The sequence below is a fragment of the Microbacterium sp. R1 genome (assembly GCF_015159725.1).
Lineage (GTDB): Bacteria > Actinomycetota > Actinomycetes > Actinomycetales > Microbacteriaceae > Microbacterium > Microbacterium oxydans.
Genome location: NZ_JADDUD010000001.1, coordinates 954,715 through 979,504 on the forward strand (window position 1 = coordinate 954,715; position 24,790 = coordinate 979,504).

Here is a 24,790-nt window from a genome sequence, read left to right on the forward strand (position 1 = left end):
GCTTTTCGGGTCGAGGCTCAGCGGCCGGTCTTGGGGGCGAAGATCTTCGCGACCAGCCGCGCGATCAGGTTGAGCAGCATGACGATGATGATGAGCGTCAGGGCGGCGGCCCATGCTCGTTCCACGTATGCCTCAGCGGGAATGCCCTGGTACGCGTACTGCGAATACGTGAACACCGGGAGGGTCTGCATGCGACCGCTGAACAGGTTGTAGTTCATGGCGTCGGTGAATCCGGCCGTGAGCAGCAGCGGCGCGGTCTCGCCGATCACGCGGGAGATGGCGAGCATCACACCCGTCGTGATGCCGGCGATCGACGTCGGCAGGACCACCTTGACGATCGTGAGCCACTTCGGCACGCCGAGCGCGTAAGACGCCTCGCGCAGCTCGTTCGGCACCAGCCGCAGCATCTCCTCGGTGGAGCGCACGACGACCGGGATCATGAGCACGGCCAGGGCGACCGAGCCCGCGATACCCATACGCACACCGGGCCCGAAGATCAGCGCGAACACCGCGTAGGCGAAGAGACCAGCGACGATCGAGGGGATACCCGTCATGACGTCGACGAGGAACGTGATGGTGCGTGCCATCCGTCCGCCCTTGCCGTACTCGACCAGATAGACGGCCGTCATGAGGCCGATGGGGATCGAGATGATCGCAGCAGCCAGCGTGACGAGCAGCGTGCCGATCACCGCGTGCAGGGCGCCGCCTCCCTCGCCGAGCACACCACGCATCGACGAGGAGAAGAAGAGTCCGTCGAAGCGGGCGACGCCGTTGGCGACCACGGTGATCGCCACCGAGACCAGCGGGACCATCGCGATCGCGAACGCCGAGGTGACGATGCCGGTGATCAGACGGTCGAGCGCCTTCCTGGAACCCTCGACGATGCGCGACATCACGTAGATGAGCACGAGGTAGATCACAGCGCCGAGCACGACGGAGCCGGCGATGTTGAGGTCGGATCCGCTGGCGACGGCCTCGAGGGCGAACGGCGTGAATCCGATCAGGAGCGAGACGGCGAGCAGGGCCCAGGGCGCCCAGCGGGGGAGGTGTCCCGAGCTGAGCGAGAGCTGGGAGGGGGCCGCGCTGGCCGTGCGAGCGGACTCGGGGGCGGTAACGGTCATGTCAGTTCGCTCCCGAGAATTCCTTGCGGCGGTTCACGAACCAGCGTGCGAGAGCGTTCACCGCGAACGTCACGACGAACAGGATCAGACCGGTCGCGATGAGGATGTTGATGTTGACCTGGTACGCCTCCGGGAACGTCAGCGCGATGTTGGCGGCGATCGTGGAGGGGTTGGTGGAGGTGAGCAGTTCGAACGTGACCGCCTTGCTCACCGAGAGCACCATCGCGACGGCCATGGTCTCACCGAGCGCGCGGCCGAGGCCGAGCATCGAGGCGGACACGATTCCGGAGCGGCCGAAGGGGAGGACAGCCATCCGCACCATCTCCCAGCGGGTGGCTCCCAGGGCGAGGGCTGCCTCCTCGTGGAGGCGAGGGGTCTGCAGGAAGATTTCGCGGCAGATGGCCGTGATGATCGGGACGACCATGACCGCGAGCACCATGGCGGCGGTGAGGATCGTGCGGCCCGTGGGCGAGACCACACCGTCGAAGAAGGGGATCCAGGAGGCGTTGGTGTTCAACCAGACGTAGATGGGCTGAACCGCCGGCGCGAGGACCAGGATTCCCCAGAGGCCGAACACGACCGAGGGGACGGCGGCCAGCAGATCGACCACGTAGCCGAGCCCTTGGGCGAGGCGGCGCGGGGCGTAGTGCGTGATGAAGAGCGCGACCCCGAGCGAGAGGGGGACTGCCAGCAGAAGGGCGAGGAAAGCCGCCCACACGGTCCCGAACAGGAGCGGGCCGACGTAGTCCCAGAAGTTGGTCTTGAGGAGCGAGGCGTCTTCGGCCGTCGCGGTGAAGGCGGGGATCGACTGAACGATGAGGAAGATCGCGACCGCGGCCAGCGTGATCATGATCATGGATCCGGCGGCGACCGCCGTTCCGGAGAACCAGAGGTCACCGGCGCGTTTCTTCGCGACGATGCGCGTCGACGCCGGCGAGGTCGTGGCTGTCATGGGAGCTGCTTCCTGCTCAGTGGAGATCGGGTGTCTGACGCGAGCAGACGGTCTCCGGGATGCCGCGGGGCATCCCGGAGACCGTCACCAGCTCACTTGATGAGGTCGATCGCAGCCTGTGCCTGCGTGCGCAGGTCGTCCGAGATCGGGGCGCTGCCGGCGTTGGTCGCGGCGGCTTCCTGGCCTTCGGCGCTGATCGCGGTCGTGAAGAACGCCTTGGTCAGTGCGGCGACGTTCTCGTCCTCGTACTCGGCGCAGCCGATGAGGTAGCTGACGAGGAGAACCGGGTAGGCGCCTTCGGCGGTGGTGGTGCGGTCGATCGCGAAGGCGAGGTCGCCGTCGGTGCGGCCTTCCTCGATCTTCGAGGCGTCGAGCGTCGCTGCGGCGCCCTCGGCCGAGTGCGGCACGAACTCGTCGCCGACCTTGACGTTGACCGACGAGAAGTCCGCCGCCTGCGAGGAGTCGATGTAGCCGATGAGGCCCTGACCGCCCTTGACGGCGTTGGCGACGCCCGAGGTCTTCTCCGCGGACTCGCCGGCGAGGTCGGCCGGCCACTCCTCGACGCTGCCTGCGGTCCACACGTCACCCGCGGTCTGCGCGAGGTAGTCGGTGAAGTTGCCCGTGGTGCCCGACTTGTCGGAGCGGTGAACGGGGGTGATCGCGAGGTCGGGGAGCTTCGCGTCGGGGTTGTCCTTGGCGATCGCCGGGTCGTTCCAGTTGGTGATCTTGCCGGCGAAGATCGACGCGATGGTCGTCGGGTCGAGGTTCAGCTCGTCGACCCCGTCGAGGGAGAAGACGATGGCGATCGGCGACACGTAGGCCGGGATCTCGACGAGGTCGGAGCCGTCGACGCAGGCGCCGAAGCCGCCGGCCGAGATCTCGTCGGTCTTGAACGCACGGTCGGAACCGGCGAAGTTGACCGCGCCCTGCTGGAAGGACTCGCGTCCACCACCGGAGCCCTGCGGGTCGTACTCGACCTGGGCGTCGGGGTTGGTCTTCTGGAACTCCGCGGTCCAGGCCTGGATGGCGACCTGCTGCGAGGAGGCGCCGGCGCCGACGAGCGAGCCGCTGACCGCTGCGCTGTCGGAGGTGGGAGCGTCGGTGGAACCGGTGCCTGCTTCGTTCGCGGCACAGCCGGCGAGTGCGAGAGCGGCGACGGCGCCAATGGCGCCGATTCGTGCGATTCGGGAGATCTTCACTGTGGATCCTTCGATCTGGAATGGGTGGGGCCCGGTGCAGGGCACACAGTGACGCTATGGGCGACGGTTAACGAGACTCTCCCGAGCAGGTGAACGGCAGGTGAACGGCGGGCGACTCTCTGGGGGTCTCCCGCGGGATTCCGGGCCTGGGCCGTTGAGCCTGTCGAAGCGTCAGACCTTGGGGACGTGCGTCTCGATCGCGATGATCCCGGATCCGGGGTTGGTCGCAGAGAGATGCACGACCGAGAACGCCGCCGGTTCGAGGTCCGACGCACTGCTGAGATACGACCCTTGGATGGTGCCGGTCGCCAGCGCGATCTCCGAGAGCAGGCCCGGCAGCACGGGGCCGTGACTGCACACCACGGCCGGCTTGCCTGCGCGGATCCGGCGGCCGACGACGGAACGCAGATCGGAGTCTCCGTCCTCCCAGGCGTCCTGGCTGATCTTCTCGGTCTTCACGATCTTGCGATCCAGCGCGCGCGCGAGCGGAGTGACCGTCTCGACGCAGCGCACCGCATCGCTCGACACGATCCGGCGCACGCCGAAGGCACGAAGCGGTCCGACGATCGACTTGGCCTGCTTCCGTCCGCGGTCGGTCAGGGGGCGGGAGGCATCGGATCCGTCCCACTCCGAGCGGGCAGTGGCCTTCGCATGGCGCAGCGCGATCACCGGGAACGTGCGCAGCACACCGTCGTCGACGAGCTTGGCGAAGAAGTCCAGGATCTCGAGATCGACCGGGTAGCTCAGGCGTGCGCGGGCCTTCTTCACGCTGACCCACTCGAGCGCGGCGATCTCCCGGTTCGGCACGAAGGTCGATTCGCGGATGGCCACGTCCGTCGCCTCCGCGGCCCAGTAGTGCACGACCTTCTGCTTCTGCGAGGCGAGCAGGTACCGGCTCACGCCGACCGAGACGCCCAGCGACACCCGGATGCCGGTCTCCTCGTGCACCTCGCGGACGGCGGTCTCGGCGAGCATCTCGCCGGGGTCGACCTTCCCCTTGGGCAGCGTGACGTCACGGTACTTGGTGCGGTGGATCAGCAGGATGCGCAGCTTGCCGTCGACCAGACGCCACACGACGGCGCCCGCCGCGTACACCGCCTTGTCCGTCCACTTCGCACTCGTCGTCGTGTCGGCCGGGAGCTGCAGCTGCCGGCCGCTCATCGAACCGCCCGAGCCCGACGGCGCCGCTGGATCAACCCCATGGTCTTATCCTGCAGGTCGATCAGAGGCTTGCCGTCTGCATCCGTGGCGTGGCGCGTCCAGACTCCCTCAGGGCCGAGGTGCCACGACGAGGTGCCGTCGTCCATCGCCAGGTCGAAGAACGTGCTGAGCTCCTTGAGGTGGGCGGGGTCGGTGACGCGCACGAGGGCCTCGACACGACGGTCCAGGTTGCGGTGCATCATGTCGGCGCTGCCGATGTAGACCTGCGGGTCGCCGCCGTTCTCGAAGGCGAAGATACGCGAGTGCTCCAGGTAACGCCCGAGGATGCTGCGAACCGTGATGTTGTCGCTGATGCCGTCGAGGTCGGTGCGGAGACTGCAGATGCCGCGCACCCAGACGTCGACCTTCACTCCTGCCGCGCTCGCCCGGTATAGAGCGTCGATGATCTCCTCGTCGACCATCGAGTTCACCTTGATGCGGATGTGCGCGGGGATGCCGGCCTCGGCGTTCTTGCGCTCCGCGTCGATCTGACGCACGAGCCCCTTGCGCAGGTGCAGAGGGGCGACCAGCAGGCGCTTGAACTTCTTCTCGATCGCGTAGCCGCTGAGTTCGTTGAACAGACGCGTCAGGTCTTTTCCGACCTGCGCATCCGCGGTGAACAGTCCGAAGTCCTCGTAGATGCGGCTGGTCTTCGGGTTGTAGTTGCCGGTGCCGACATGCGAGTAGTGCTGGAGCTTGCCGTCTTCCTCGCGGATCACGAGGGCGAGCTTGCAGTGCGTCTTGAGTCCGACCAGGCCGTACACCACGTGCACGCCGGCCTTCTCCAGCTTGCGGGCCCAGACGATGTTGTTCGCCTCATCGAATCGCGCCTTCACCTCGACGAGAGCGAGCACCTGCTTGCCCGCCTCGGCCGCGTCGATGAGCGCCTGCACGACGGGGCTGTCTCCGGAGGTGCGGTACAGCGTCTGCTTGATGGCGAGCACGTGCGGGTCGCGGGCGGCCTGCTCGAGGAACGCCTGCACGCTGGTGGTGAAGGACTCGTACGGGTGGTGGACGAGCACGTCGGACTTGCGGATCGCTTTGAAGATGTCGGCCCGGGTGCTCGATCCCGCGGGCTGGAAGGCGACGGCGGTGGTGGGCAGGTGCGGCGGGTACCGCAGGTCGGGGCGGTCGATCCGCGACAGGTCGAAGAGTCCGCGCAGATCGAGCGGCCCTGGAAGGCGATAGACCTCGAGGTCGGTGATGTCGAGTTCCCGGACCAGCAGGTCCATGGTCACGTCGTCCATGTCGTCGGTGATCTCGAGCCGGATCGGAGGCCCGAACCGACGACGCAGCAGCTCGGCTTCGAGCGCCTGGATCAGGTTCTCGCTCTCGTCCTCCTCGATCTCCACGTCTTCGTTGCGGGTGAGACGGAACGCGTGATGGTCGAGCACCTCCATGCCGGGGAAGAGGTCGCCGAGATGGTTGGCGATGAGCTCTTCGAGCCGCAGGAAGCGCTTGATCTCGCCGCCGCCCGGTACCTCGACGAAGCGGGGGAGCATGGGCGGCACCTTGAGACGCGCGAACTCCTGGCGCCCCGTGCGGGCGTTGCGGATGCGGATCGCGAGATTCAGCGACAGACCGGAGATGTACGGGAACGGGTGGGCAGGATCCACGGCGAGGGGCATCAGCACCGGGAAGACCTGTGCGGAGAAGTACTCGGAGAGCGCCGTGCGCTCGTCGTCGGTCAGCTCCGACCAATCGGCGATCTCGATTCCGGATTCGGCGAGAGCGGGTCGCACCAGCGACGTCCATGCGTCGGCGTGGCGCAGCTGCAGCGCGTGTGCCTCGCGCGAGATGTCGGCGAGGGCGTCGACGGGGGAGCGGCCGATGTTGGTGGGCACGGCGAGGCCGGTCATGATGCGTCGCTTGAGGCCAGCGACGCGCACCATGAAGAACTCGTCGAGGTTGCTCGCGAAGATCGCCAGGAAGTTGGCCCGCTCCAGTTCGGGGAGCGACGGATCCTCGGCGAGCTCCAGCACGCGCTGGTTGAAGGCGAGCCAGCTCAGCTCGCGATCCAGGTAGCGGTGGTCGGGGAGCTGGGCGTCGTAGGACTCGATGGCGTCGAAGTCGTCGTCTTCGGCATCACCCAGCCCGGCGTCGGCGAGTGCGGGATCGATCATGGGGTACATCTAAGCACCGAGAAGTGACGCGCGTGTGAACGGAGTCGCCTCACCCCGCGCTGGCCAGACCTTCGTCTTCGTTGACGTTGAAGCGGTAGCCGACGTTGCGCACCGTTCCGATGATCTGCTCCTGATCGCCGAGCTTCGCCCTCAGTCGTCGCACGTGCACATCGACGGTGCGGGTGCCCCCGAAGTAGTCGTAACCCCAGACCTCGCTCAGCAGCTGCTCCCTGGTGAAGACGCGAGCCGGGTGGGTCGCCAGGAAATGCAGCAGCTGGAACTCCTTGTAGGTGAGGTCCAGAGGTCTGCCGCGCAGCTTCGCCGAGTAGGACTGCTCGTCGATGGTCACGCCGGATGCCTGCACGCGTGCGGGTTCGGCGACCTCGTCGCGTCGTGCCAGCACGAGACGCAGCCTGGCATCGATCTCCGCCGGACCCGCGGTGGAGAGGAGCACGTCATCGATGCCCCAGTCGCCGGAGAGGGCGCTCATCCCGCCCTCCGTGACGACGAGCAGCAGCGGGGAGTCCTGTCCTGCCGTCCGCAGCAGACGGCACAGCGACTTCGCCCCGACGAGGTCGTGACGGCCGTCGACGATCACGACATCATGATCGGGCGCACTGATCAATTGCGAGGGCTCTGCGGGGATCTGGCGCGTGCGGTGGCTCAACAGCTCGAGCGCGGGGAGCACCTGCTCGGAGAGCGGAGCGTTGGTCAGAACCAGGACCTGGGCCACACGCACTCCTCACAGACGCGGATCGACGTCGTGCCGCCATGATACCGGGAGCGATAGGTCACAATGGAGACATGACGGATCCCGCACTCGCACCGCGCAACGCGTTCGTCGGTGTGCTCGTCGTCTGGGCCACGGCCTTCCTCGCGACCGTCGTCATCGGCATCTTCGTGCCGGAGGAGTGGCGTGTGCCGTGGCTCCTCGTCGGCTTCGGCGGCGTCGTGCTCCTGTCGTTCGCCGTGCAGCTCTGGTACGGGCGCACTCAGGGCTTCATCTTCCGGGTGGCCGGCAGCGTGATCGGCGCTCTGCTGCTGATGGGGATCATCTCGGTCGGGTTCGGCCTCGCAGCGCTGATCCCGACCTGATTCCCGCCTGATCCCCGCCGGACGTCGGCGCGGCGCGGTAAGGTGGAGCACATGGACCTCATGGCGCTCGAAATCTTCTTCATCGGCCTGCTGGGCCTTGCGAGCCTCGCTATCGTCTTCGTCTCGGCGGTGGTGCTGCGCAACCTCTTCCGCGGCCAGCGCTGACTCGACGATGCTCGAGCTTCCCGTCGACCTTCCGGCCGATCTCGTCCCCTTCGCGTGGCTGATCGGCGTCTGGGAAGGCACCGGCGTCATCGACTATCCGGTCGGCGACGAGCGTCTGCAGGGAGAGTTCACGCACCGGGTCAGCTTCAGCCATGACGGCGGTCCTTTCCTGAACTACTCCGGAACGGCCACCCTTCTGACCGAGGAGGGTGCTCCGGCGGCCGCACTGCTCGCCGAGACCGGATTCTGGCGACTCGCGCGTCCGGCGGCAGCGGCTGATCCCGGCCCCGCGCTGTTGCCTCCCACCGCGCCGGCCGTGACCCGCACAGTCGACGACGTGGAGGAGTTGCGCGCTCCGAGCGGCGGATTCCCGATCGAGGTCTCTCTCGCACACGCCGACGGTGCCCTCGAGCTCTACATCGGCGAGATCAACGGGCCGCGCATCGACATCGGCTCCGATGCCGTCGTGCGCAGCGCCGGCGCGAAGGTCCACACCGCCTCTTCCCGCATGTACGGCCTCGTCGACGGTCATCTGCTGTGGGCGTGGGACATCGCCGCCCTCGGCACGCCTTTGCGCTCGCATGCATCGGCCCGGTTGGCCAAGGTCTGACGTGTCCGCCTTCCACCAGGTCGACGGTGCGGTCTCCGACGGTGAGGTCATCACTCATTTCGGTGATGCCTTCCGCGAGCAGCGGCGTCTCGCCGACGGCGCGGCCCTTGCGCCGCTCGGGGATCGCACGGTCATCGAGGTGGCGGGTCCCGAGCGCCTCACCTGGCTCGACTCGATCACCTCGCAGTCGGTGGGGCGTCTCGCGCCAGGAGACAGCACGGAGCTGCTGATCCTCGACCCGCAGGGTCGCGTCGAGCACGCCGCCGGAATCCTCGACGACGGCTCATCGGCGTGGTTGATCGCCGACAGCGGCGATGCGGAAGCGCTCGCCGCCTGGCTGACGCGCATGAAGTTCCGTACCCAGGCGACGGTCGAGGTGCGCTCCGATCTCGAGCTGGTCGGCTACATCGACGGCGGGACCGTCGGAGCGAGAATCACCGCTGCCGCGTTCGCCCCGAACGGCGTCGCCCTCGTCTGGGCAGACCCGTGGCAGCGCATCAGCGTCGGAGGTCATCAGTACGCGGAGGTCGCAGAGCATCCTGCCACCGATTTCGCCTGGCGGGTGGCCGTCGTCACGGAGGAATCCGCTCGTGCTCTCGCCGGTTCCCTCGATCGGGAAGCCCTCGCAGGGACTCTTGCGGCCGAGGCGCTGCGGGTCGCGGCGTGGCGTCCTCGGTGGACGACCGAGGTGGACGAGCGCTCGCTGCCCCACGAGTCCGACTGGATCCGCAGCGCGGTCCACCTGAACAAGGGCTGCTACCGCGGCCAGGAGACCGTCGCCAAGGTGCACAACCTCGGGCATCCGCCTCGACGGCTGGCCGCACTCCACCTCGATGGCAGCGATGCCGTCCTGCCGGAGCCCGGTGCGCCGGTCTTCGCGGGCGATGACGAGGTCGGCCACCTGACCTCCGTGGCCCGGCACCACGAAGACGGCCCGATCGCGCTCGCGATCCTCTCCCGGCGCGCACCCGTCGGTGACCTCGTCGTGCGTGCGGAGGGCATCGACATCGCTGCGTCCCAGCAGGTGATCGTCCCGGCGGATGCCGGTTCCGTGGCCGACATCCCGCGCCTCACACGGTTGTCGCGACGGCCGGCGGCGCCCGACCCGCGCGACGCACGTGACGCTGGCTGAGCCGACGTCACCGGCCCGGAGTCAGTCCGCGCGCGGAGCGACGGCCTTCCATGGCAGCGTGAGCTCGCCCAGACGCCAGCGCGTGCGCCCACCGATCACGGGCCAACCCTGATCACGCAGTGAACCGACCGCGGCGAGGAAACGCTGCGTCGCTCCGAAGGTCGACAACGGCGCGGCACGGTCCCATTCGCGATCGAGGTCGACAAGGAGGGCATGGATGCGTTCGCCGGCGACGTTGCGGTGGATCAGTGCCTTGGGCAGGCGTTCGGCGACGACGCTCGGGTGCTCGAGGTCCGCGAGCCGGAGCGAGAGCGTGAACCGCAGCGGGGTCGCCTGTGCATCGATGTCGACCCAGCTCGAGACGCGGCCGATCTCGTCGCAGGTGCCCTCGAACAGCAGGCCACCGGGCGCCAGCCGGGCGGCCATCCGTGACCAGGCGCCGGGGACATCCTGCTCGTCGTACTGGCGCAGCACGTTCATCGCGCGGATCACGGCTGCTCTGCGCCCATCGGGAAGCGGAACCTCGAAACCGCCGCGCGCGAACGTCACCGGAAGGTCGGACGCGAAGGAGGTTCGGCCCGCGCGCACCTCGTCGAGCTGCACATCGGCCGTCGCGACGCGGGCGGGGTCGATCTCCAGTCCGCGCACCTCCACGTCGTCACGCACCCGGACCAGGCGCGTGGCGAGCTCGAAGGCCGTGACCCCGCTGGCGCCGTAGCCGAGGTCGACGACCAACGGGTCGGATGCTCGGCGCAGCGCCTCACTCGCGGCGATCCAGCGGTCGTTTCGCCGAAGGCGGTTCGTCCCCGTGGTGCCGCGGGTCGGCCGACCGAGGGGAGATGACGCCATGTCTCCATCCTCCCAGCATCCGACTCGGGTCCTCAGCCCCGGACGGATAAACTGACGGCATGACTGCGACGCGCACCCTCATCCTGCTCCGCCACGGCCGGAGCGAGTGGAACGAACTGAACCTGTTCACCGGTTGGGTGGACGTCCGCCTCAATGCGCAGGGCGAGAAGGAGGCACGCCGCGGCGGCGAGCTGCTGGCGGAGTCCGGCATCCTCCCCGACGTGCTGCACACCTCGCTGCTGAGCCGTGCCATCCAGACGGCGAACATCGCCCTGGATGCCGCCGACCGTCTGTGGATCCCGGTGACCCGCTCCTGGCGCCTGAACGAGCGTCACTATGGCGCGCTGCAGGGCAAGGACAAGGCACAGACGCTGGAAGAGTTCGGCCCGGAGCAGTTCCAGCTGTGGCGTCGTTCGTTCGATGTGCCGCCGCCCGTGCTCGACGACGAGAGCGAGTTCAGCCAGGTGAACGACGTCCGTTACGCGCACATCGACGGCGAGGTGCCGCGCACCGAGTCGCTCAAGCTCGTCATCGACCGCCTGCTGCCCTACTGGGAGAGTGCGATCGTCCCCGACCTCGAAGCCGGCAAGACCGTGCTCGTGACGGCGCACGGCAACTCGCTGCGTGGTCTCGTCAAGCACCTCGAGGGCATCAGCGACGACGACATCGCCGAGCTGAACATCCCGACCGGCATCCCGCTGGTGTACGAGCTGGACGAGAACAACGTCCCCACCGGCCCCGGCCGCTACCTCGACCCCGAGGCCGCCGCCGCCGGTGCAGCCGCCGTCGCGGCGCAGGGCAAGAAGTAGAAGCCCTCTGCGGATACGACGGAGCCCCCGATGCGATGGCATCGGGGGCTCCGTCGTATCCGCGAGTGGGTGTCAGGCGTGGCCGAACTCCTGCTGACCGAGCTCCTGCTGCTCGACGGCGAGCGGGATGTCGTGTTCCTCGACCGCCCAGTCGCCCGTGGCGAGGTAGACGACCTTCTTCGCGACGGCCACCGCGTGGTCGGCGAAGCGCTCGTGGTACCGGCTGGCGAGCGTGGCATCGACGGTGGCCGTGGCCTCGCCCTTCCAGTTGTCGCTGAGCACCTTCTCGAAGACGGTGGCGTGCAGCTCATCGACGTCGTCATCGGCGTTGCGGATGGCGTCGGCGAAACGCAGGTCCTGCGTGCGCAGCAGTTCGGACAGGGTGCGGGCCACCTCGACGTCGAGCTCGCCCATCTTCACGAACGTGCCCTTGAGGCCCTTCGGAATGGCGCGCTCGGGGAAGCGGAGGCGGGCGAGCTGGGCGATGTGCTCCGACATGTCGCCCATGCGCTCGAGCGAGGCGCTCACGCGCAATGCAGTGACGACGATGCGGAGGTCGCGGGCGACCGGCTGCTGGCGCGCGAGGATCTCGATGGCCTGCTCGTCGAGGGCCACGGCCAGCTCGTCGATCTTCGCGTCGTCGGCGATGACCTCTTCGGCCAGAGCCACGTCGCTCGTCGCGAACGCCCTGGTGGCCTTGTCGATGGACACCGTGACGAGGTCGGCGATCTCGACGAGGCGGTTCTGCAGGTCCTCGAGGGACTGGTGGAAGACTTCGCGCATGTTGGGGCGCAACCTTTCATTCGGATCTCGGCTGGATCAGCGCGAGGCGGCGGGTCGTCCGCACGAGAGCAGGTCTGTGCTCCCGCACAGGCCCGAAGCGATTGTCTGCTTCGAAGGTTAACGAACGGTGCCCAGCACGTGAATAGTACTTCTCCTGTTCCCGCCAGGGCGCGGAAACCCGCCGGACGGACGGTGAACGCACTCTACGCTGGAGTCATGACCCTGCCGCAGCTCGCGCTGTCTTCGCTCGCCATCGGGCTCGTGATCGGCGTCGGCCTGTCGCTCCTCGTGGTGTGGGCGTACCGAGCGCGGGCTCGAGTGCAGGAGGAGACGTCGCTGGCGATCCCCGCAGGCATCACCGACGTCCTGCACAGCATGGACGATGCGGCGGCGATCGTCGACGCCTCCGGTCTGGTGCTGGCCGCATCGCAGGCCGCGACGCGCTTCGGGATCGATGTCGGCTCGACTCTCGACAACCCGGAGCTCCGGCAGCTCGTCCGCGGCGTCAGAGAGGCCGGCGGCTCCGTCACCGAGTCGATGCGCATCACGCGCGGCGGGGTGAGCCTCGACCCCCGCCTGGTCTCGGCTCGGGCCAGCGTGATCGGCAGCCGCCTCGTCCTGCTGATCATCCGTGATGTCACGGAGCAGGAACGACTGGACCAGATGCGTCGCGACTTCGTGGCGAACACGAGCCACGAACTGAAGACGCCGGTCGGTGCGGTGAGCCTGCTCGCCGAGGCGATCGAGTCGGCGGCCGACGATCCCTCCCAGGTGCGCATCTTCGCCGCGCGCATCTCGGCGGAGGCGGGTCGTCTCGGTCAGCTCACCGGTCGCATCATGAGCCTGTCCCGGCTCCAGGCCGAGGACGGGCTGTCCACGGTGGGGCCGGTCGCGATCGACGAGGTGATCGCCTCCTCCATCGAGGCCCATGTCGTGCAGGCCGATTCCGCCGGTGTGGAACTCGCCAGGGGTGGAGACCGTGGTGTCTGGGTGCGCGGCGATGCGCAGATCCTGATCGAGGCGGTCGGCAACCTGATCGCCAACGCCATCGTCTACTCGCCGCGCGGCTCCCGAGTGGGCGTGGGCGTACGGGCGGAAGACGGTGTGGTCGAGATCGCGGTGTCGGATCAGGGCATCGGCATCGCGGAAGCAGATCGCGAGCGCATCTTCGAGCGGTTCTATCGGGCCGACGAAGCCCGATCGCGGCGCACGGGCGGCACGGGCCTCGGCCTGTCCATCGTCAAGCACGCCACCCAGCGTCACGGTGGCGAAGTGCGGCTGTGGTCCCGTCCCGGTCGCGGGTCCACGTTCACGATCCGGCTTCCTCGGATCGATGCCCCAGACAATCGCGACGCGGGCAAGAAGAACAAGAAGAAGCGCGCGCGCAAGGCGGCCAAGAACGCCGCGTCCGCCCGCGTGCGAAACGGAGAGAGAGCATGACCCGAATCCTTCTCGTCGAAGACGAGCCCGACCTCGCCGACCCGCTCGCCTACCTGCTCCGACGCGAGGGGTACGAGGTGGAGATCGCGGAGGACGGCCCCGGCGCACTCGCGGCCTTCCGGGAGCGCGGTGCCGACATCGTGCTGCTCGACCTGATGCTGCCGGGGATGCCGGGCACCGAGGTGTGTCGGCAGATCCGCTCGACCTCTGCTGTGCCGATCATCATGCTCACCGCCAAGGACTCCGAGGTCGACATCGTCGTCGGCCTCGAACTCGGAGCGGACGACTACATCACGAAGCCCTACTCGTCCCGGGAGCTGCTCGCCAGGATGCGGGCGGTGCTGCGCCGGGTGGTCCAGGCGGACGGTGAACTGGACGAGCGTGTGCTGGACGGTGGACGTGTGTCTCTCGACATCGACAGACACACCGTCTCCGTGGCAGGTGCGCAGATCAACATGCCGCTGAAGGAGTTCGAGCTGCTCGAGGTGCTGATGCGCAACTCGGGACGCGTCCTGACCAGGGGGCAGCTCATCGACCGCGTGTGGGGGAGCGACTACTTCGGCGACACCAAGACGCTGGACGTGCACATCAAGCGCATCCGCTCGCGCATCGAGGAGAACCCGAGCGAGCCCGTCATGCTCGTCACGGTGCGTGGTCTGGGGTACCGCTTCGAGGGCTGAGCGTCCGATCGGTGGCGCATGCTGCCGGCGAGACGCAGAAGAGGCCGGTACCCCGAGGGGTGCCGGCCTCTTCTCGCTGCGTGCGGCGTCAGTTCGAGGGCGCCGGGGCTGCCGTATCGGTCGGCAGCGGGGTCGGCGACGATGTGGGTGCCTTCTCGCTGGGGACCAGATCCGAGTAGTAGGGGAGGGTGCCGTCGAGCACCGGCACCTGGGTCTTGACTCCGGTGGAATCTCCCGACTGGAAGTGGATCTCGACGGTAGCGCCGGGCTTGGTGTCGAGGCCCACGATGCGCACCGGGTCGGCGTCAGAGCCGAGGCTCACGGTGTCGTTCGCCGGGACCGTGATGGCGAAGGGGTCGACACCCTCGACGGTGACGGTGAGCGTGGCCTTCTCGTCGGTCGGGTTCACGATCGCGGCGACGAAGTTGCCGACCGAACCGTCCTCCGTGGCGACCACGAGGGCGTTGCGCACGTCGATGGGCCCGTCTTCGTCGGAGACGTTCACTCCGTCGGAGGCGGCGTACTCGGTCTTGGTGGACTGCGGGGTGATGAACGTGCACCCGGTCGCACCGAGCAGAACGAGGGCGCTGAGGGCTGCAGACGCAACAAGGCGCGATTTCACGGGTCCTCCTGAGGTCCGGCGGGGATATCCGGAACCATTCTATGCGTAAGTCGTGAGGGCTCCTGCGGCCCTGGGGGCGCGAACCTTAGCGCATGTCCCCTGTGGTATCCTTGAGGTTGCCGAAAGGACACGTTTTTATGCTTTTTGAGGTTGGCGAGACCGTCGTCTATCCCCACCATGGCGCTGCGACCATCATCGAGGTCAAGGAGCGCATCATCAAGGGTGAGGCGAAGAAATACCTGAAGCTCAACGTCACCCAGGGAGATCTCATCATCGAGGTCCCCGCGGAGAATGTCGACCTGGTCGGCGTTCGCGACGTGATCGGCAAGGAGGGCCTCGATCATGTTTTCGAGGTGCTGCGAGCACCCTTCACAGAAGAGCCCACGAACTGGTCGCGCCGGTACAAGGCGAACCTCGAGAAGCTCGCCTCCGGCGATGTGATCAAGGTCAGCGAGGTCGTGCGCGACCTGTGGCGCCGTGACCAGGACCGCGGTCTGTCCGCGGGTGAGAAGCGGATGCTGGCGAAGGCTCGCCAGATCCTCATCTCGGAGCTGGCGCTCGCCGAGAAGACCGACGAGGACAAGGCGGGCGCACTGCTCGACGAGGTTCTCGCTTCCTGAGCTCTTCCACGACGAAAGGCGGGTGCTTCGGCACCCGCCTTTCGTCGTCTCGGCCGGTAACGTGAAGCCGTGACCATCCTTCCCGTTCCACGCACAGCGATCATCGTCGTGGCCGCAGGCTCCGGCACCCGACTGGGGGCGAGCGCCCCGAAGGCCTTCGTCGGCGTCGACTCCCGTTCCGTGCTCCGCCATGCGCTCGACGGGGTGTTCGCCGCCGCGCCGGCCCAGGTCGTCGTGGTCGCCCCCGCAGGCTGGGAGGGCGACGCCGAGACCGAGCTGCGCGAAGCGGCGGGGGAGCGCGCCGACTTGGGGCGCGTGGTCACTGGCGGCGCGACCAGGCAGCAGTCGGTGGCCGCGGGTCTGAGCGCGCTCTGGGGCGACATCGAGACGGTGCTGGTGCATGACGCCGCACGTGCGCTCACCCCTCCCTCACAGATCGATGCCGTCGCAGAGGCTGTGACCGCAGGGGTCGGCGTGATTCCGACGCTGCCCGTCGTCGACACGCTCAAGAGGGTCGTCGATGGAACCGTGGCGGCCGCCGTCGACCGTTCCGAGCTCGCAGCGGCGCAGACGCCACAGGGCTTTCCGCGGGCAGCGCTGGAGGCCGCCTACGCCGCCGCGCGTGAGAGCGGGGTCGAGTACACCGACGATGCGGCGCTGTTCGCGGCGACAGGCCGCCCCGTGCGGCACATCGACGGCTCCGAACGCGCGTTCAAGATCACCACGCCGGCCGACCTCGAGCGCGCGAGACACCTTCTGGGCTCGCACAACGCAGGCGCCGGCATCCCGCGGGTGGGCATCGGCACGGACGTTCACGCCTTCGGCGGCGAGGGCGACCTCTGGCTCGCCGGTCTGGAGTGGCCAGGGGAGCAGCCTCTGTCCGGCCATTCGGATGGAGACGCGGTCGCCCATGCCATCGTCGATGCGCTCCTGGGAGCGGCGGGCATCGGCGACATCGGCGAGCACTTCGGCACCGCCCATCCCGAGTATGCGGGGGCCCATGCCGAGGTCTTCCTGGCCCGCACGCGCGAGCTGCTCCGGGAAGCCGGCTTCACGGTCGGGAACGTCTCGGTCCAGTTCCAGGGGAACCGTCCGAAGTTCAGCCCGCGACGGTCGGAAGCCCAGGAGCTCCTCAGTGAGATCCTCGGCGCTCCGGTGTCCGTGACAGCCACCACGACCGACGGGCTGGGATTCGCCGGGCGGGCGGAGGGCATCGCGGTCACCGCGATCGCGACCGTCTTCCCGCTCTGACTCGGCGGGGGAATGCGCGGTCCGTGCGGATCGTTTCCTGTCGACGAGACCATCACAGAAGGAGCCGCAGTGAAGATCCTCATCATCGGAGCCAGTGGGAATGTCGGACGGGCGGCAGTCGGAGCGCTCGAAGGGCACGACATCGTGGCCGCCTCGCGGAACGGTGATCCGTCGGTCGACGTGACGGACCCGACATCCATCGAGCGGCTCTTCGACGATGTGGGCCACGTGGATGCGGTCATCGCCGCTGTCGGCAGCGTCCCGTTCGCACCGCTGGCCGAGCTCGGGCGTGACGACTTCGAATCCGCGCTCCGTGGCAAGGTGCTGTCCCAGCTCGACATCGTCCGCATCGGTACGCGGTTCGTGCGTGACGGCGGCTCCTTCACCCTCACCTCCGGCATCCTGGCCCGCGAGCCGATCGCCACGGGTGCCGCGGCCTCGCTCGCGAACGGAGCGATCGAGGCGTTCGTGCTGGGCGCAGCCGCCGAGCTCCCGCGTGCGATCCGCATCAACGCCGTCAGCCCCTCAGTGCTCGAGGACGCGCCTTCCTACCATTCGTCGTTCCCCGGGTTCGTCCCGGTGTCCTCGTACCGGGTCGGCATGGCGTACGCGAAGAGCGTCCTCGGCGTGCAGACGGGGCAGATCTTCCCCGTGGACTGAGTTCGCCCGTCATGGATGACGCATTCGCACGCGCCCAGGCTCAGGAACGACGCTCCCGGTAAGCTTGAGCGGTGACAGTCCGCCTCTACGACACCCGCGCGCAGCAGTTGCGCGACTTCGTGCCTCTCGATCCTGAGAACATCACGATGTACGTGTGCGGACCCACCGTGCAGTCGGGCCCGCACATCGGGCACGTCAGAGCGGCCCTCAGCTTCGATCTCCTGCGGCGCTGGCTCGAGTACCGCCACGGTCGCGTGACGTTCGTCCGCAACGTGACGGACATCGATGACAAGGTGCTCGCCAACGCGACCGAGTCCGAGCCGTGGTGGGCGCTGGCCTACCGGATGGAGCGCGAGTTCACCGCTGCCTATGCGGGCGTGGGGATCCTCCCGCCGACCTACGAGCCCCGAGCCACGGCGTCGGTTCCGCAGATGCAGGAGCTCATCGCGCTGCTGATCGAGCGCGGCCACGCCTACCCTGCGCCGGACGGATCGGGGGACGTCTACTTCGACGTGCGCTCCTGGTCCGACTACGGCTCGCTCACCCATCAGTCGCTGGACGCGATGGAAGCGGCGGAGGACGCGGATCCCCGAGGCAAGCGGAATCCGCAGGACTTCGCGCTCTGGAAGGGGAGCAAGCCCGAGGAGCCGTCCGATGCGACCTGGGCATCGCCCTGGGGGACCGGCCGTCCCGGATGGCACATCGAATGCTCCGCGATGTCGAAGCGTTATCTCGGCGCGGAGTTCGACATCCACGGCGGCGGGCTCGATCTGCGTTTCCCCCATCACGAGAACGAGCTCGCGCAGTCGACCGCAGCAGGAGACGGCTTCGCCCGCTATTGGGTGCATAACGGCCTCGTGACCGTCGACGGACAGAAGATGTCGAAGTCGCTCGGCAACTTCACGTTGGCCGCAGACGTCCTCGCCGCGCACGACCCGCTGGTGGTGCGCTACGCGCTCGCTTCGGCGCACTATCGGTCGAGTCTCGACCTCACGGAGTCGTCGTGGGCGGAGGCGGAGGCCGCGCTCGGTCGCATCGCGACGTTCCAGCAGCGTGCCGCACGCGTTGCCGAAGGGGGCATCGGATTCTTCGTGTCGCAGAGTCTTCCCGAGGCCTTCGTGGCCGCGATGGATGATGATCTCGGGGTTCCGGAGGCGCTGGCTGTGCTGCACGAGACGGTGCGCGCGGGCAACTCGGCGCTCGATGCGGGGGAGACGGAAGCCGCGCTGCACGCTCTTCGGGCCGTGCTGGCGATGACCTCCGTCCTCGGTCTCACCGCCTCATCCGGCGCGAGGACTCACGCGTCGGAGTCTGTGCTGGACGCTCTCGTCCAGACGATGATCACCCAGCGCGCACAGGCACGCGCTGACAAGGACTGGGCGGCGGCCGATCGCATCCGAGATGCGATCGCCGCCGCAGGAATCACGCTGGAGGACACTCCGGCCGGAACTCATTGGAGTATCGATGGCTAAGCCAGGGCGCCCCGGCGCGAGCAAGGGAAACAAGAAGGGCCCGACCAAGGGCACCGGCGGACTCGGGCGCAAGGCGCTCGAGGGTCGCGGACCGACGCCGAAGGCGGAGGACCGCGCCTGGCACCCGGCGGGCAAGCGCAAGGCTGCGGCCGAGCGGTACGCCGCGGCGACCGGGGGCAAGGGGCGGCCGGGCGGCGGACGTCCCGGGGCTGGCGGCGGGAACCGCGCGTCCAAGGCCAAGGCAGGAGACGACACCGAGATCGTCACGGGTCGCAACTCGGTGCTCGAGGCACTGCGGGCGAAGATCCCGGCGACGGCCTTCTACATCGCGCAGCGCGTGGAGATGGACGACCGTGTGAAGGAGATGCTCTCGATCGCGACCCACCGAGGCATCCCCGTGCTCGAGGTCACGCGTCCCGAGCTCGACCGGATGGCCGGCTTCGACGGCGTGCACCAGGGCGTCGCGATCAAGGTGCCCCCGTACGAGTACGCGCACCCCCAGGATCTGCTCGAGCAGGTCATCGACCAGGGCCACGTGCCGCTGTTCGTGGCGCTCGACGGCATCACCGACCCCCGCAACCTCGGCGCGATCATCCGCTCCACGGCGGCGTTCGGCGGCCATGGCGTCATCCTTCCTCAGCGTCGCTCGGCGAGCGTCAACTCCGCGGCCTGGAAGACCAGCGCCGGAGCGGTCGCCCGCACCCCGGTGGCTCTCGCGAGCAACCTCACCACGCAGCTCAAGGAGTTCAAGAAGCAGGGTGTCTTCGTGCTCGGGCTCGACGGTGACGGCGACGTGTCGCTTCCGGAACTGCAGCTGGCCGATCGCCCCGTCGTGATCGTGGTCGGCTCCGAGGGCAAGGGGCTGTCCCGTCTCGTCTCCGAGACCTGCGACCAGATCGTCTCGATTCCGATCTCCGCGGCCACCGAGTCGCTGAACGCCGGCATCGCGACGTCCGTCGCGCTGTACCAGGTCGCGTCGCTCCGCGCCGCGAAGTGATTCCATCGCCACATACGTCTGACTAGGGGAGAACCGCATGACTCGCATCGTCGTCCTCGGAGGAACCGGCTACGCCGGCCGTCACATCGTCGCCGAGGCGGTGTCGCGCGGTCATGCGGTCATCGCCCTGTCGCGCTCGGAACCGACGGATCCCGTCGCCGGCGCTGCGTATCTGCAGGGCACGGCGCTGGACCTCGACTCGTTGGCCCCGGCGCTCGACGGAGCGGATGCGGTGGTGTCCGCGCTGTCTCCTCGCGGCGACATGGAGAACAGGGTCCTGGAGGCGTTGAGCGGGCTCGCCGATCGACTCACCGGGACGGAGACGCGCCTGGGCGTGATCGGCGGTGCTGGGGGCAGTCTCGTCGCTCCCGGTGGGCCGCGTCTGTTCGATCAGGATTTCCCCGAGGAGTACAAGCACGAGGCGCAGGTCGGCATCGACTCGCTCGCACTGCTCGAAGCCACCGATCCGCGTCTGGACTGGTTCTTCGTGCACCCCGCCGAGGTTTTCGGTCCGTGGGCAGAGGGCGAGCGCACCGGACACTACCGTGACGGCGGCGATGTGATCGTCCGCGACGACGAGGGCAAGTCGTTCATCTCGGGGGCCGACTTCGCGGTCGCGGTGGTCGATGAGATCGAGCAGGGCAACCACCATCGCGAGCGGTTCACCGTCGGCTACTGAGTCGCGGCCCCGACGCCTCGGAGCGGTCAGACCAGATCGCGCCAGTCGACGTCATCATCATCGTCGTCGGCGGTCGGCGTCGCGCCCGTGATGACGGGAAGGCTCATCGTCTCGGTGGGCGGGCCCATGATCGTGGCCTCGTCGCGGCGATGGCGCAGCACTTCGTTGATATAGCTGGTGAGCACCTCGGCGAGGGGGATGGAGCGTCCCTCCGCCTGGGACAGGTACCAGCGGTGCTCCAGCACCTGGTGGAAGACCTCGGCAGGCTCGAGCTTGGCCCTCAGCTCATAGGGGATCGCACGGACGACGGGCTCGAAGACACGGGTGAGCCATTCGTGGGCGTACATCTCCTCGTCCGCCCACTGCTTGGTCGAGCGGGCGCGGAACTCGTCGAGGTCGTTGAGCAGGCGACGGGCCTGGTTCTCCTCGACGTCGAGGCCTGTGAGGCGGATCAGGCGCCGCTGGTGATGCCCTGCGTCGACGACCTTCGGCTGGATCTCCACGACGGTGCCGTCGGCTGTCGTGGACATGGACATCTCGTCGATGTCGAAGCCGAGGGCGTTGAGGCGCTCGACCCGTTCCGTGATGCGCCACGTCTCGGCCGCGGAGAACGACTCCTGAGCGGTGAGCTCGGCCCACAGCGACCGGTACGACGACACGATGCCGTCCGCGATCGCCACGGCATCCACTCCGTGCTCCAGACGTCCACCGGCCGCGAGGTCCATGATCTCGCCGGCGATGTTGGTGCGGGCGAGGTCGAGGTCATACGCGCGCTGGCCGTCGGTGAGGCCCTCCTCGTGGAGCTCCCCGGTCTCCGCGTCGACGAGGTAGGCCGCGAACGCACCGGCATCGCGCCGGAAGAGGGTGTTCGACAGCGAGACGTCGCCCCAGTAGAAGCCGACGTTGTGCAGGCGCACCAGAAGCAGCGCGAGCGCGTCGACGAGACGGTTCGCGGTGTCAGGGCGCAGCACCCGCGTGAACAGCGCGCGATACGGCATCGAGAAGCGCAGGTGTGATGTGACCAGGGCGGCGGGGAGGGGGTCACCATGGGCATCGGTGCGGCCGGCGATCACGGCGACCCTGTCGACGCATGGCACATCGAGGCGCGCCAGGTTGCCGAGCATGTCGTATTCGCGCTGGGCCATCTCCGCAGTGGTCTCCTTGACGGCGACGACGCGACCGGAGAGATCGGCGAATCGCACGAGGTGGCGGGAGAGCCCCTTCGGGAGCGACACGATGTGCTCGGACGGCCACTTGGCGAGGGTGGTCGACCAGGGGAGCGCGAGCAGTCCCGGATCGATCTTGCTGGCGGTGATCCGCAGCGAGTCCTGCATGGTGCTCCCTGATGGCGGGCGGTGAGGAAAAAGAGACGCGGCGCAGGTGACCGAGGTCAGCCCGCGCCGCGTCTGTGGATCCGATCAGGCGGAGACGACCGGCTTGTCGTTCAGTCGCACGCCGGACTCGCTGTCGAACGCGTGCACGTGACCCGCGTTGGCAGCCAGCGTGACCGTCTCGCCGGCGTTCGGGTGGCTGCGGCCGTCGACACGGGCGACCAGGTCGGTGCGCTTGCCGTTGATGTCGGTGTGACCGTAGAGGTAGCCGTCTGCGCCGAGCTCCTCGACCAGGTCGACGACGACCGAGAGGCCCTTGCCGTCTGCCGGGCCGACGGTGATGTCCTCGGGGCGGACGCCGACCGTGACCTGCGAGCCGTTGGCGCGGCCGACGGTGTCGCGGTCGAGCGGCACGACCTCGGTGCCGAAGCGCACGCCGCCGTCGGCCAGGTCGGCCGAGAACAGGTTCATCGCGGGCGAGCCGATGAAGCCGGCGACGAAGACGTTCTCGGGCTTTTCGTACAGGTCGCGCGGCGAGCCGACCTGCTGGAGCAGGCCGTCCTTGAGCACGGCGATACGGTCGCCCATGGTGAGCGCCTCGGTCTGGTCGTGCGTGACGTAGACCGTGGTGACGCCGAGGCGACGCTGCAGCGACGCGATCTGCGTACGGGTCTGGACGCGGAGCTTGGCGTCGAGGTTCGACAGCGGCTCGTCCATGAGGAAGACCTGGGGCTGACGGACGATCGCGCGGCCCATGGCCACACGCTGACGCTGACCACCCGAGAGCGCCTTCGGCTTGCGGGTCAGGTACTGCTCGAGGTCGAGGAGCTTGGCGGCCTCGAGGACGCGCGACGCACGCTCCTCCTTGCCGACGCCGGCGATCTTGAGCGCGAAGCCCATGTTCTCGGCGACGGTCATGTGCGGGTACAGCGCGTAGTTCTGGAAGACCATGGCGATGTCACGGTCCTTCGGCGGCACGTCGGTCACGTCGCGGTCACCGATGAGGATGCGGCCGGCGTTGACCTCTTCCAGGCCGGCGAGCATGCGGAGGGACGTCGACTTACCGCAACCGGAAGGTCCGACGAGGACGAGGAACTCGCCGTCACCGACCTCGAGGTTCAGCTTGTCGACAGCGGGACGGGTTCCACCGGGGTACAGGCGGGTGGCCTCGTCGAAAGTCACAGATGCCATTGTCGTTTCTCCTTCACCGGCAGGTACGTGCCGGACGATCCGTAGTGATGAAGCGGTGGGATGAGCCACCGTGACCCGTCTTTGGGTCGAAGTCAGTATGACATGAACAGCGGTACCTGGGTATTTCTCAGCCTCACTGGCTAGCATCGAACTCGGCCGCGCCCAGCGGCGATCGTCGCCGAGCGGCGGTCGGGGCCAACCCGGACCCCCTCAGACTCACAAGAGGAACGATGTCGAGCGACGAAACGCCGAACGTCCCCACACCTCGCAATTCTCGCGAGGTCGTGCGGGAGAAGGCTCAGAAAGTGCACGCCCAGCAGTCGAGGGCGCGCCTCATGCGACGGATCATCATCGGTGCCGTCGCGATCGTCGCCGTAGGGGCGATCGGCACTGCGGTGACCCTTGCGGTGTCAGCACAGGTGTCGAAGCCGAAGCTCACCCCCACCGGAATGGAGTCGGACGGCGTGGTCGTCACCGACATCACCGCCGTGGCGGGGTCCGATGAGGTGCCGGTATCGCCCTCGGAGGAGCCGTCCGATGCCGCAGCCCCGGTAGAGCCGACGCCCGAGGCCACGGCCTCCGAGAAGGTCGACATCCACGTCTACGTCGACTACCTCTCGCCGGACGCGGGCAAGTTCGAGCGGGCCAACGCCCGCCAGCTGGCCGGCTGGATCAGCGAGGGAGCGGTCACGGTCAGCTACCACCCGGTCGCTCTGCTCACCGCAAGCTCGAACGGCACGAAGTACTCGCTGCGGTCCGCAGCGGCTGCCGCCTGCGTGGCCAGCCACTCGCCTGCACAGTTCTATGCGTTCAATCACGACCTGCTCGACAAGCAGCCCGACGTGGGCAGCGACGGCATGTCGGATGAGGATCTCGCCAACCTCGCAGCCGCCGTCGGCACCGACAACACCAAGGCCGTGCGCTCGTGCATCGAGGACGGGGACTTCGTCAGCTGGGCGAAGGAAGCGACCACCCGCGCGCTCGAAGGACCACTGTCCGGTTCCAAGGACCTCAAGCTGAACGCGTCGCCCATGATCGTCGCGAACGGCGAGGCATACGTCGGTGCGTTCGACGATCCCGCCGAGTTCTCGCAGTTCGTGCTCAGCGTGGCCAGCGACGCCTCTCGCGAGACGCCGACCCCCACGCCGACTCCGACCACCACGCCTGCCTCCTAGGTCGAGGTGTGGTCGATGCCATCGCTAAGCTGATGGATGGCATCCGCCGACTTGGCGCAATTGGTAGCGCACCGTACTTGTAATACGGGGGTTACGGGTTCGAGTCCCGTAGTCGGCTCCGCACACGAAGGCCCGCATCCCCTTGGAAACACTGGGGATGCGGGCCTTCGTCGTCGCACTGATCGTGACCAGGGCGTGGACGCGAGCCCGTCCTTGACACCAGGATGGGCGCATGACTCTAGGCGACTTTCCGGTGAGGGCTTCGATCGGTGTGAAGGACATCAAGCGGTCCGCTTCCTTCTACGAAGGCATACTGGGGCTCGTCCCCGCAAGCATCGGCCCGAGCGCCGACATCGAAGGGGGCGCCCGTTTCTACGCGTGCGGGCAGGGCACCATGCTCAACGTCTTCGAGACCCCGACGGCGGGGTCGACGCACTCGACGGTCGCCACTTGGTACGTCGACGACCTCGATGCGATCGTCACAGCGTTGACGGCGGCCGGCGCTGAACTCGTCCACTACGACGGTTTCGACCAAGACGAACGAGGGATCGGCCCCCGTGCCGGCGGTGGTCGCATCGCTTGGGTGGAAGATCCTGACGGAAACACCCTCGCGTTCGAGACAGATGACTAGGAA

The 24,790-nt window shown here is 68.0% G+C and carries 25 protein-coding genes and 1 tRNA gene; 15 read left to right on the forward strand and 11 right to left on the reverse strand.

Going from position 1 to position 24,790, the window contains the following annotated elements; genetic code table 11:
- Window positions 1-17 precede the first annotated feature (17 nt).
- The 6 genes from pstA to ILP86_RS04900 all read right to left on the reverse strand — a co-directional run bounded on the left by pstA (window position 18) and on the right by ILP86_RS04900 (window position 7,328).
- Window positions 18-1,121, reverse strand: coding sequence for a phosphate ABC transporter permease PstA (gene pstA / locus ILP86_RS04875; RefSeq protein WP_058633071.1), 1,104 nt, complete (start codon window positions 1,119-1,121; stop codon window positions 18-20).
- 1 nt (window position 1,122) lies between these two features.
- Window positions 1,123-2,073 carry a phosphate ABC transporter permease subunit PstC gene (gene pstC, locus ILP86_RS04880; protein ID WP_021199103.1) on the reverse strand — a complete coding sequence of 317 codons (951 nt, stop codon included), beginning with the start codon at window positions 2,071-2,073 and terminating at the stop codon, window positions 1,123-1,125.
- Between the two features lie 92 nt (window positions 2,074-2,165).
- Window positions 2,166-3,272: a phosphate ABC transporter substrate-binding protein PstS gene (pstS, locus tag ILP86_RS04885; RefSeq protein WP_058633070.1), complete on the reverse strand. Its 1,107-nt coding sequence runs from the start codon at window positions 3,270-3,272 to the stop codon at window positions 2,166-2,168.
- A 171-nt stretch (window positions 3,273-3,443) separates the two neighbouring features.
- Window positions 3,444-4,433: an NUDIX domain-containing protein gene (locus tag ILP86_RS04890; RefSeq protein WP_179515853.1), complete on the reverse strand. Its 990-nt coding sequence runs from the start codon at window positions 4,431-4,433 to the stop codon at window positions 3,444-3,446.
- Entirely contained in the window at window positions 4,430-6,595 is a 2,166-nt protein-coding gene (locus ILP86_RS04895) for an RNA degradosome polyphosphate kinase (protein ID WP_046746479.1), read from the reverse strand. The genes ILP86_RS04890 and ILP86_RS04895 overlap by 4 nt, the downstream gene beginning before the upstream one ends.
- Window positions 6,596-6,644: 49 nt before the next feature.
- Window positions 6,645-7,328 carry a response regulator transcription factor gene (locus ILP86_RS04900; protein WP_046746480.1) on the reverse strand — a complete coding sequence of 228 codons (684 nt, stop codon included), beginning with the start codon at window positions 7,326-7,328 and terminating at the stop codon, window positions 6,645-6,647.
- A 71-nt stretch (window positions 7,329-7,399) separates the two neighbouring features.
- Between ILP86_RS04900 and ILP86_RS04905 the strand changes: the two genes are divergently transcribed.
- The 3 genes from ILP86_RS04905 to ILP86_RS04915 all read left to right on the forward strand — a co-directional run bounded on the left by ILP86_RS04905 (window position 7,400) and on the right by ILP86_RS04915 (window position 9,597).
- Complete coding sequence (locus ILP86_RS04905; protein WP_046746481.1) at window positions 7,400-7,690, forward strand: hypothetical protein; 291 nt, start codon at window positions 7,400-7,402, stop codon at window positions 7,688-7,690.
- A 172-nt stretch (window positions 7,691-7,862) separates the two neighbouring features.
- Complete coding sequence (locus ILP86_RS04910; RefSeq protein ID WP_058630984.1) at window positions 7,863-8,465, forward strand: FABP family protein; 603 nt, start codon at window positions 7,863-7,865, stop codon at window positions 8,463-8,465.
- Between the two features lies 1 nt (window position 8,466).
- Window positions 8,467-9,597 carry a folate-binding protein YgfZ gene (locus ILP86_RS04915; RefSeq protein WP_174799757.1) on the forward strand — a complete coding sequence of 377 codons (1,131 nt, stop codon included), beginning with the start codon at window positions 8,467-8,469 and terminating at the stop codon, window positions 9,595-9,597.
- Between the two features lie 21 nt (window positions 9,598-9,618).
- On the opposite strand, the gene ILP86_RS04920 is transcribed toward ILP86_RS04915, so the two are convergent.
- Window positions 9,619-10,446, reverse strand: coding sequence for a class I SAM-dependent methyltransferase (locus tag ILP86_RS04920; protein WP_193761501.1), 828 nt, complete (start codon window positions 10,444-10,446; stop codon window positions 9,619-9,621).
- 59 nt (window positions 10,447-10,505) lie between these two features.
- On the opposite strand from ILP86_RS04920, the gene ILP86_RS04925 reads away from it, so the two are divergent.
- A complete protein-coding gene (locus tag ILP86_RS04925) occupies window positions 10,506-11,255 on the forward strand; it encodes a phosphoglyceromutase (RefSeq protein ID WP_046746485.1) in 750 nt (249 codons plus the stop codon).
- A gap of 72 nt (window positions 11,256-11,327) precedes the next feature.
- On the opposite strand, the gene phoU is transcribed toward ILP86_RS04925, so the two are convergent.
- Window positions 11,328-12,038 (reverse strand): phosphate signaling complex protein PhoU, encoded by a 711-nt coding sequence (gene phoU / locus ILP86_RS04930; protein ID WP_046746522.1) that lies wholly within the window; start codon window positions 12,036-12,038, stop codon window positions 11,328-11,330.
- 216 nt (window positions 12,039-12,254) lie between these two features.
- Here phoU and ILP86_RS04935 point away from each other — a divergent pair, with 216 nt between their 5' ends.
- Window positions 12,255-13,478, forward strand: a complete 1,224-nt coding sequence (locus tag ILP86_RS04935; RefSeq protein ID WP_046746523.1) for a cell wall metabolism sensor histidine kinase WalK — start codon at window positions 12,255-12,257, stop codon at window positions 13,476-13,478.
- Entirely contained in the window at window positions 13,475-14,158 is a 684-nt protein-coding gene (locus ILP86_RS04940) for a response regulator transcription factor (protein ID WP_045263359.1), read from the forward strand. Before ILP86_RS04935 ends, ILP86_RS04940 begins: the two co-directional genes overlap by 4 nt.
- Window positions 14,159-14,246: 88 nt before the next feature.
- Here the strand turns inward: ILP86_RS04940 and ILP86_RS04945 are convergent, their stop codons facing one another.
- Window positions 14,247-14,780: a restriction endonuclease subunit M gene (locus ILP86_RS04945; RefSeq protein ID WP_046746524.1), complete on the reverse strand. Its 534-nt coding sequence runs from the start codon at window positions 14,778-14,780 to the stop codon at window positions 14,247-14,249.
- A gap of 137 nt (window positions 14,781-14,917) precedes the next feature.
- Between ILP86_RS04945 and ILP86_RS04950 the strand changes: the two genes are divergently transcribed.
- The 6 genes from ILP86_RS04950 (at window position 14,918) to ILP86_RS04975 (ending at window position 20,459) form a co-directional block, all read left to right on the forward strand.
- Window positions 14,918-15,400 carry a CarD family transcriptional regulator gene (locus ILP86_RS04950; RefSeq protein WP_017201416.1) on the forward strand — a complete coding sequence of 161 codons (483 nt, stop codon included), beginning with the start codon at window positions 14,918-14,920 and terminating at the stop codon, window positions 15,398-15,400.
- 69 nt (window positions 15,401-15,469) lie between these two features.
- Window positions 15,470-16,651, forward strand: coding sequence for a 2-C-methyl-D-erythritol 4-phosphate cytidylyltransferase (ispD, locus tag ILP86_RS04955; RefSeq protein ID WP_193761502.1), 1,182 nt, complete (start codon window positions 15,470-15,472; stop codon window positions 16,649-16,651).
- Window positions 16,652-16,720: 69 nt separating this feature from the next.
- Complete coding sequence (locus ILP86_RS04960; protein WP_193761503.1) at window positions 16,721-17,311, forward strand: short chain dehydrogenase; 591 nt, start codon at window positions 16,721-16,723, stop codon at window positions 17,309-17,311.
- Window positions 17,312-17,382: 71 nt separating this feature from the next.
- A complete protein-coding gene (cysS, locus tag ILP86_RS04965; protein WP_193761504.1) occupies window positions 17,383-18,783 on the forward strand; it encodes a cysteine--tRNA ligase in 1,401 nt (466 codons plus the stop codon).
- Window positions 18,776-19,780: a 23S rRNA (guanosine(2251)-2'-O)-methyltransferase RlmB gene (gene rlmB, locus ILP86_RS04970; RefSeq protein ID WP_058630990.1), complete on the forward strand. Its 1,005-nt coding sequence runs from the start codon at window positions 18,776-18,778 to the stop codon at window positions 19,778-19,780. The genes cysS and rlmB overlap by 8 nt, the downstream gene beginning before the upstream one ends.
- A 37-nt stretch (window positions 19,781-19,817) precedes the next feature.
- The gene (locus ILP86_RS04975) at window positions 19,818-20,459 is read left to right on the forward strand and encodes an NAD(P)-dependent oxidoreductase (RefSeq protein ID WP_193761505.1); all 642 of its coding nucleotides are present in this window, start codon (window positions 19,818-19,820) and stop codon (window positions 20,457-20,459) included.
- Between the two features lie 26 nt (window positions 20,460-20,485).
- Here the strand turns inward: ILP86_RS04975 and ILP86_RS04980 are convergent, their stop codons facing one another.
- Entirely contained in the window at window positions 20,486-21,793 is a 1,308-nt protein-coding gene (locus ILP86_RS04980) for a DUF4032 domain-containing protein (RefSeq protein ID WP_193761506.1), read from the reverse strand.
- Window positions 21,794-21,877: 84 nt separating this feature from the next.
- Window positions 21,878-22,981, reverse strand: a complete 1,104-nt coding sequence (locus tag ILP86_RS04985; protein ID WP_046746531.1) for an ABC transporter ATP-binding protein — start codon at window positions 22,979-22,981, stop codon at window positions 21,878-21,880.
- Window positions 22,982-23,211: 230 nt separating this feature from the next.
- Between ILP86_RS04985 and ILP86_RS04990 the strand changes: the two genes are divergently transcribed.
- From ILP86_RS04990 to ILP86_RS05000, 3 genes are all read left to right on the forward strand, one after another.
- Window positions 23,212-24,156: a thioredoxin domain-containing protein gene (locus ILP86_RS04990; RefSeq protein WP_058630991.1), complete on the forward strand. Its 945-nt coding sequence runs from the start codon at window positions 23,212-23,214 to the stop codon at window positions 24,154-24,156.
- Window positions 24,157-24,201: 45 nt separating this feature from the next.
- A tRNA-Thr gene (locus ILP86_RS04995) sits at window positions 24,202-24,274 on the forward strand.
- Between the two features lie 114 nt (window positions 24,275-24,388).
- Complete coding sequence (locus ILP86_RS05000; protein WP_113681376.1) at window positions 24,389-24,787, forward strand: VOC family protein; 399 nt, start codon at window positions 24,389-24,391, stop codon at window positions 24,785-24,787.
- Window positions 24,788-24,790: the final 3 nt, after the last annotated feature.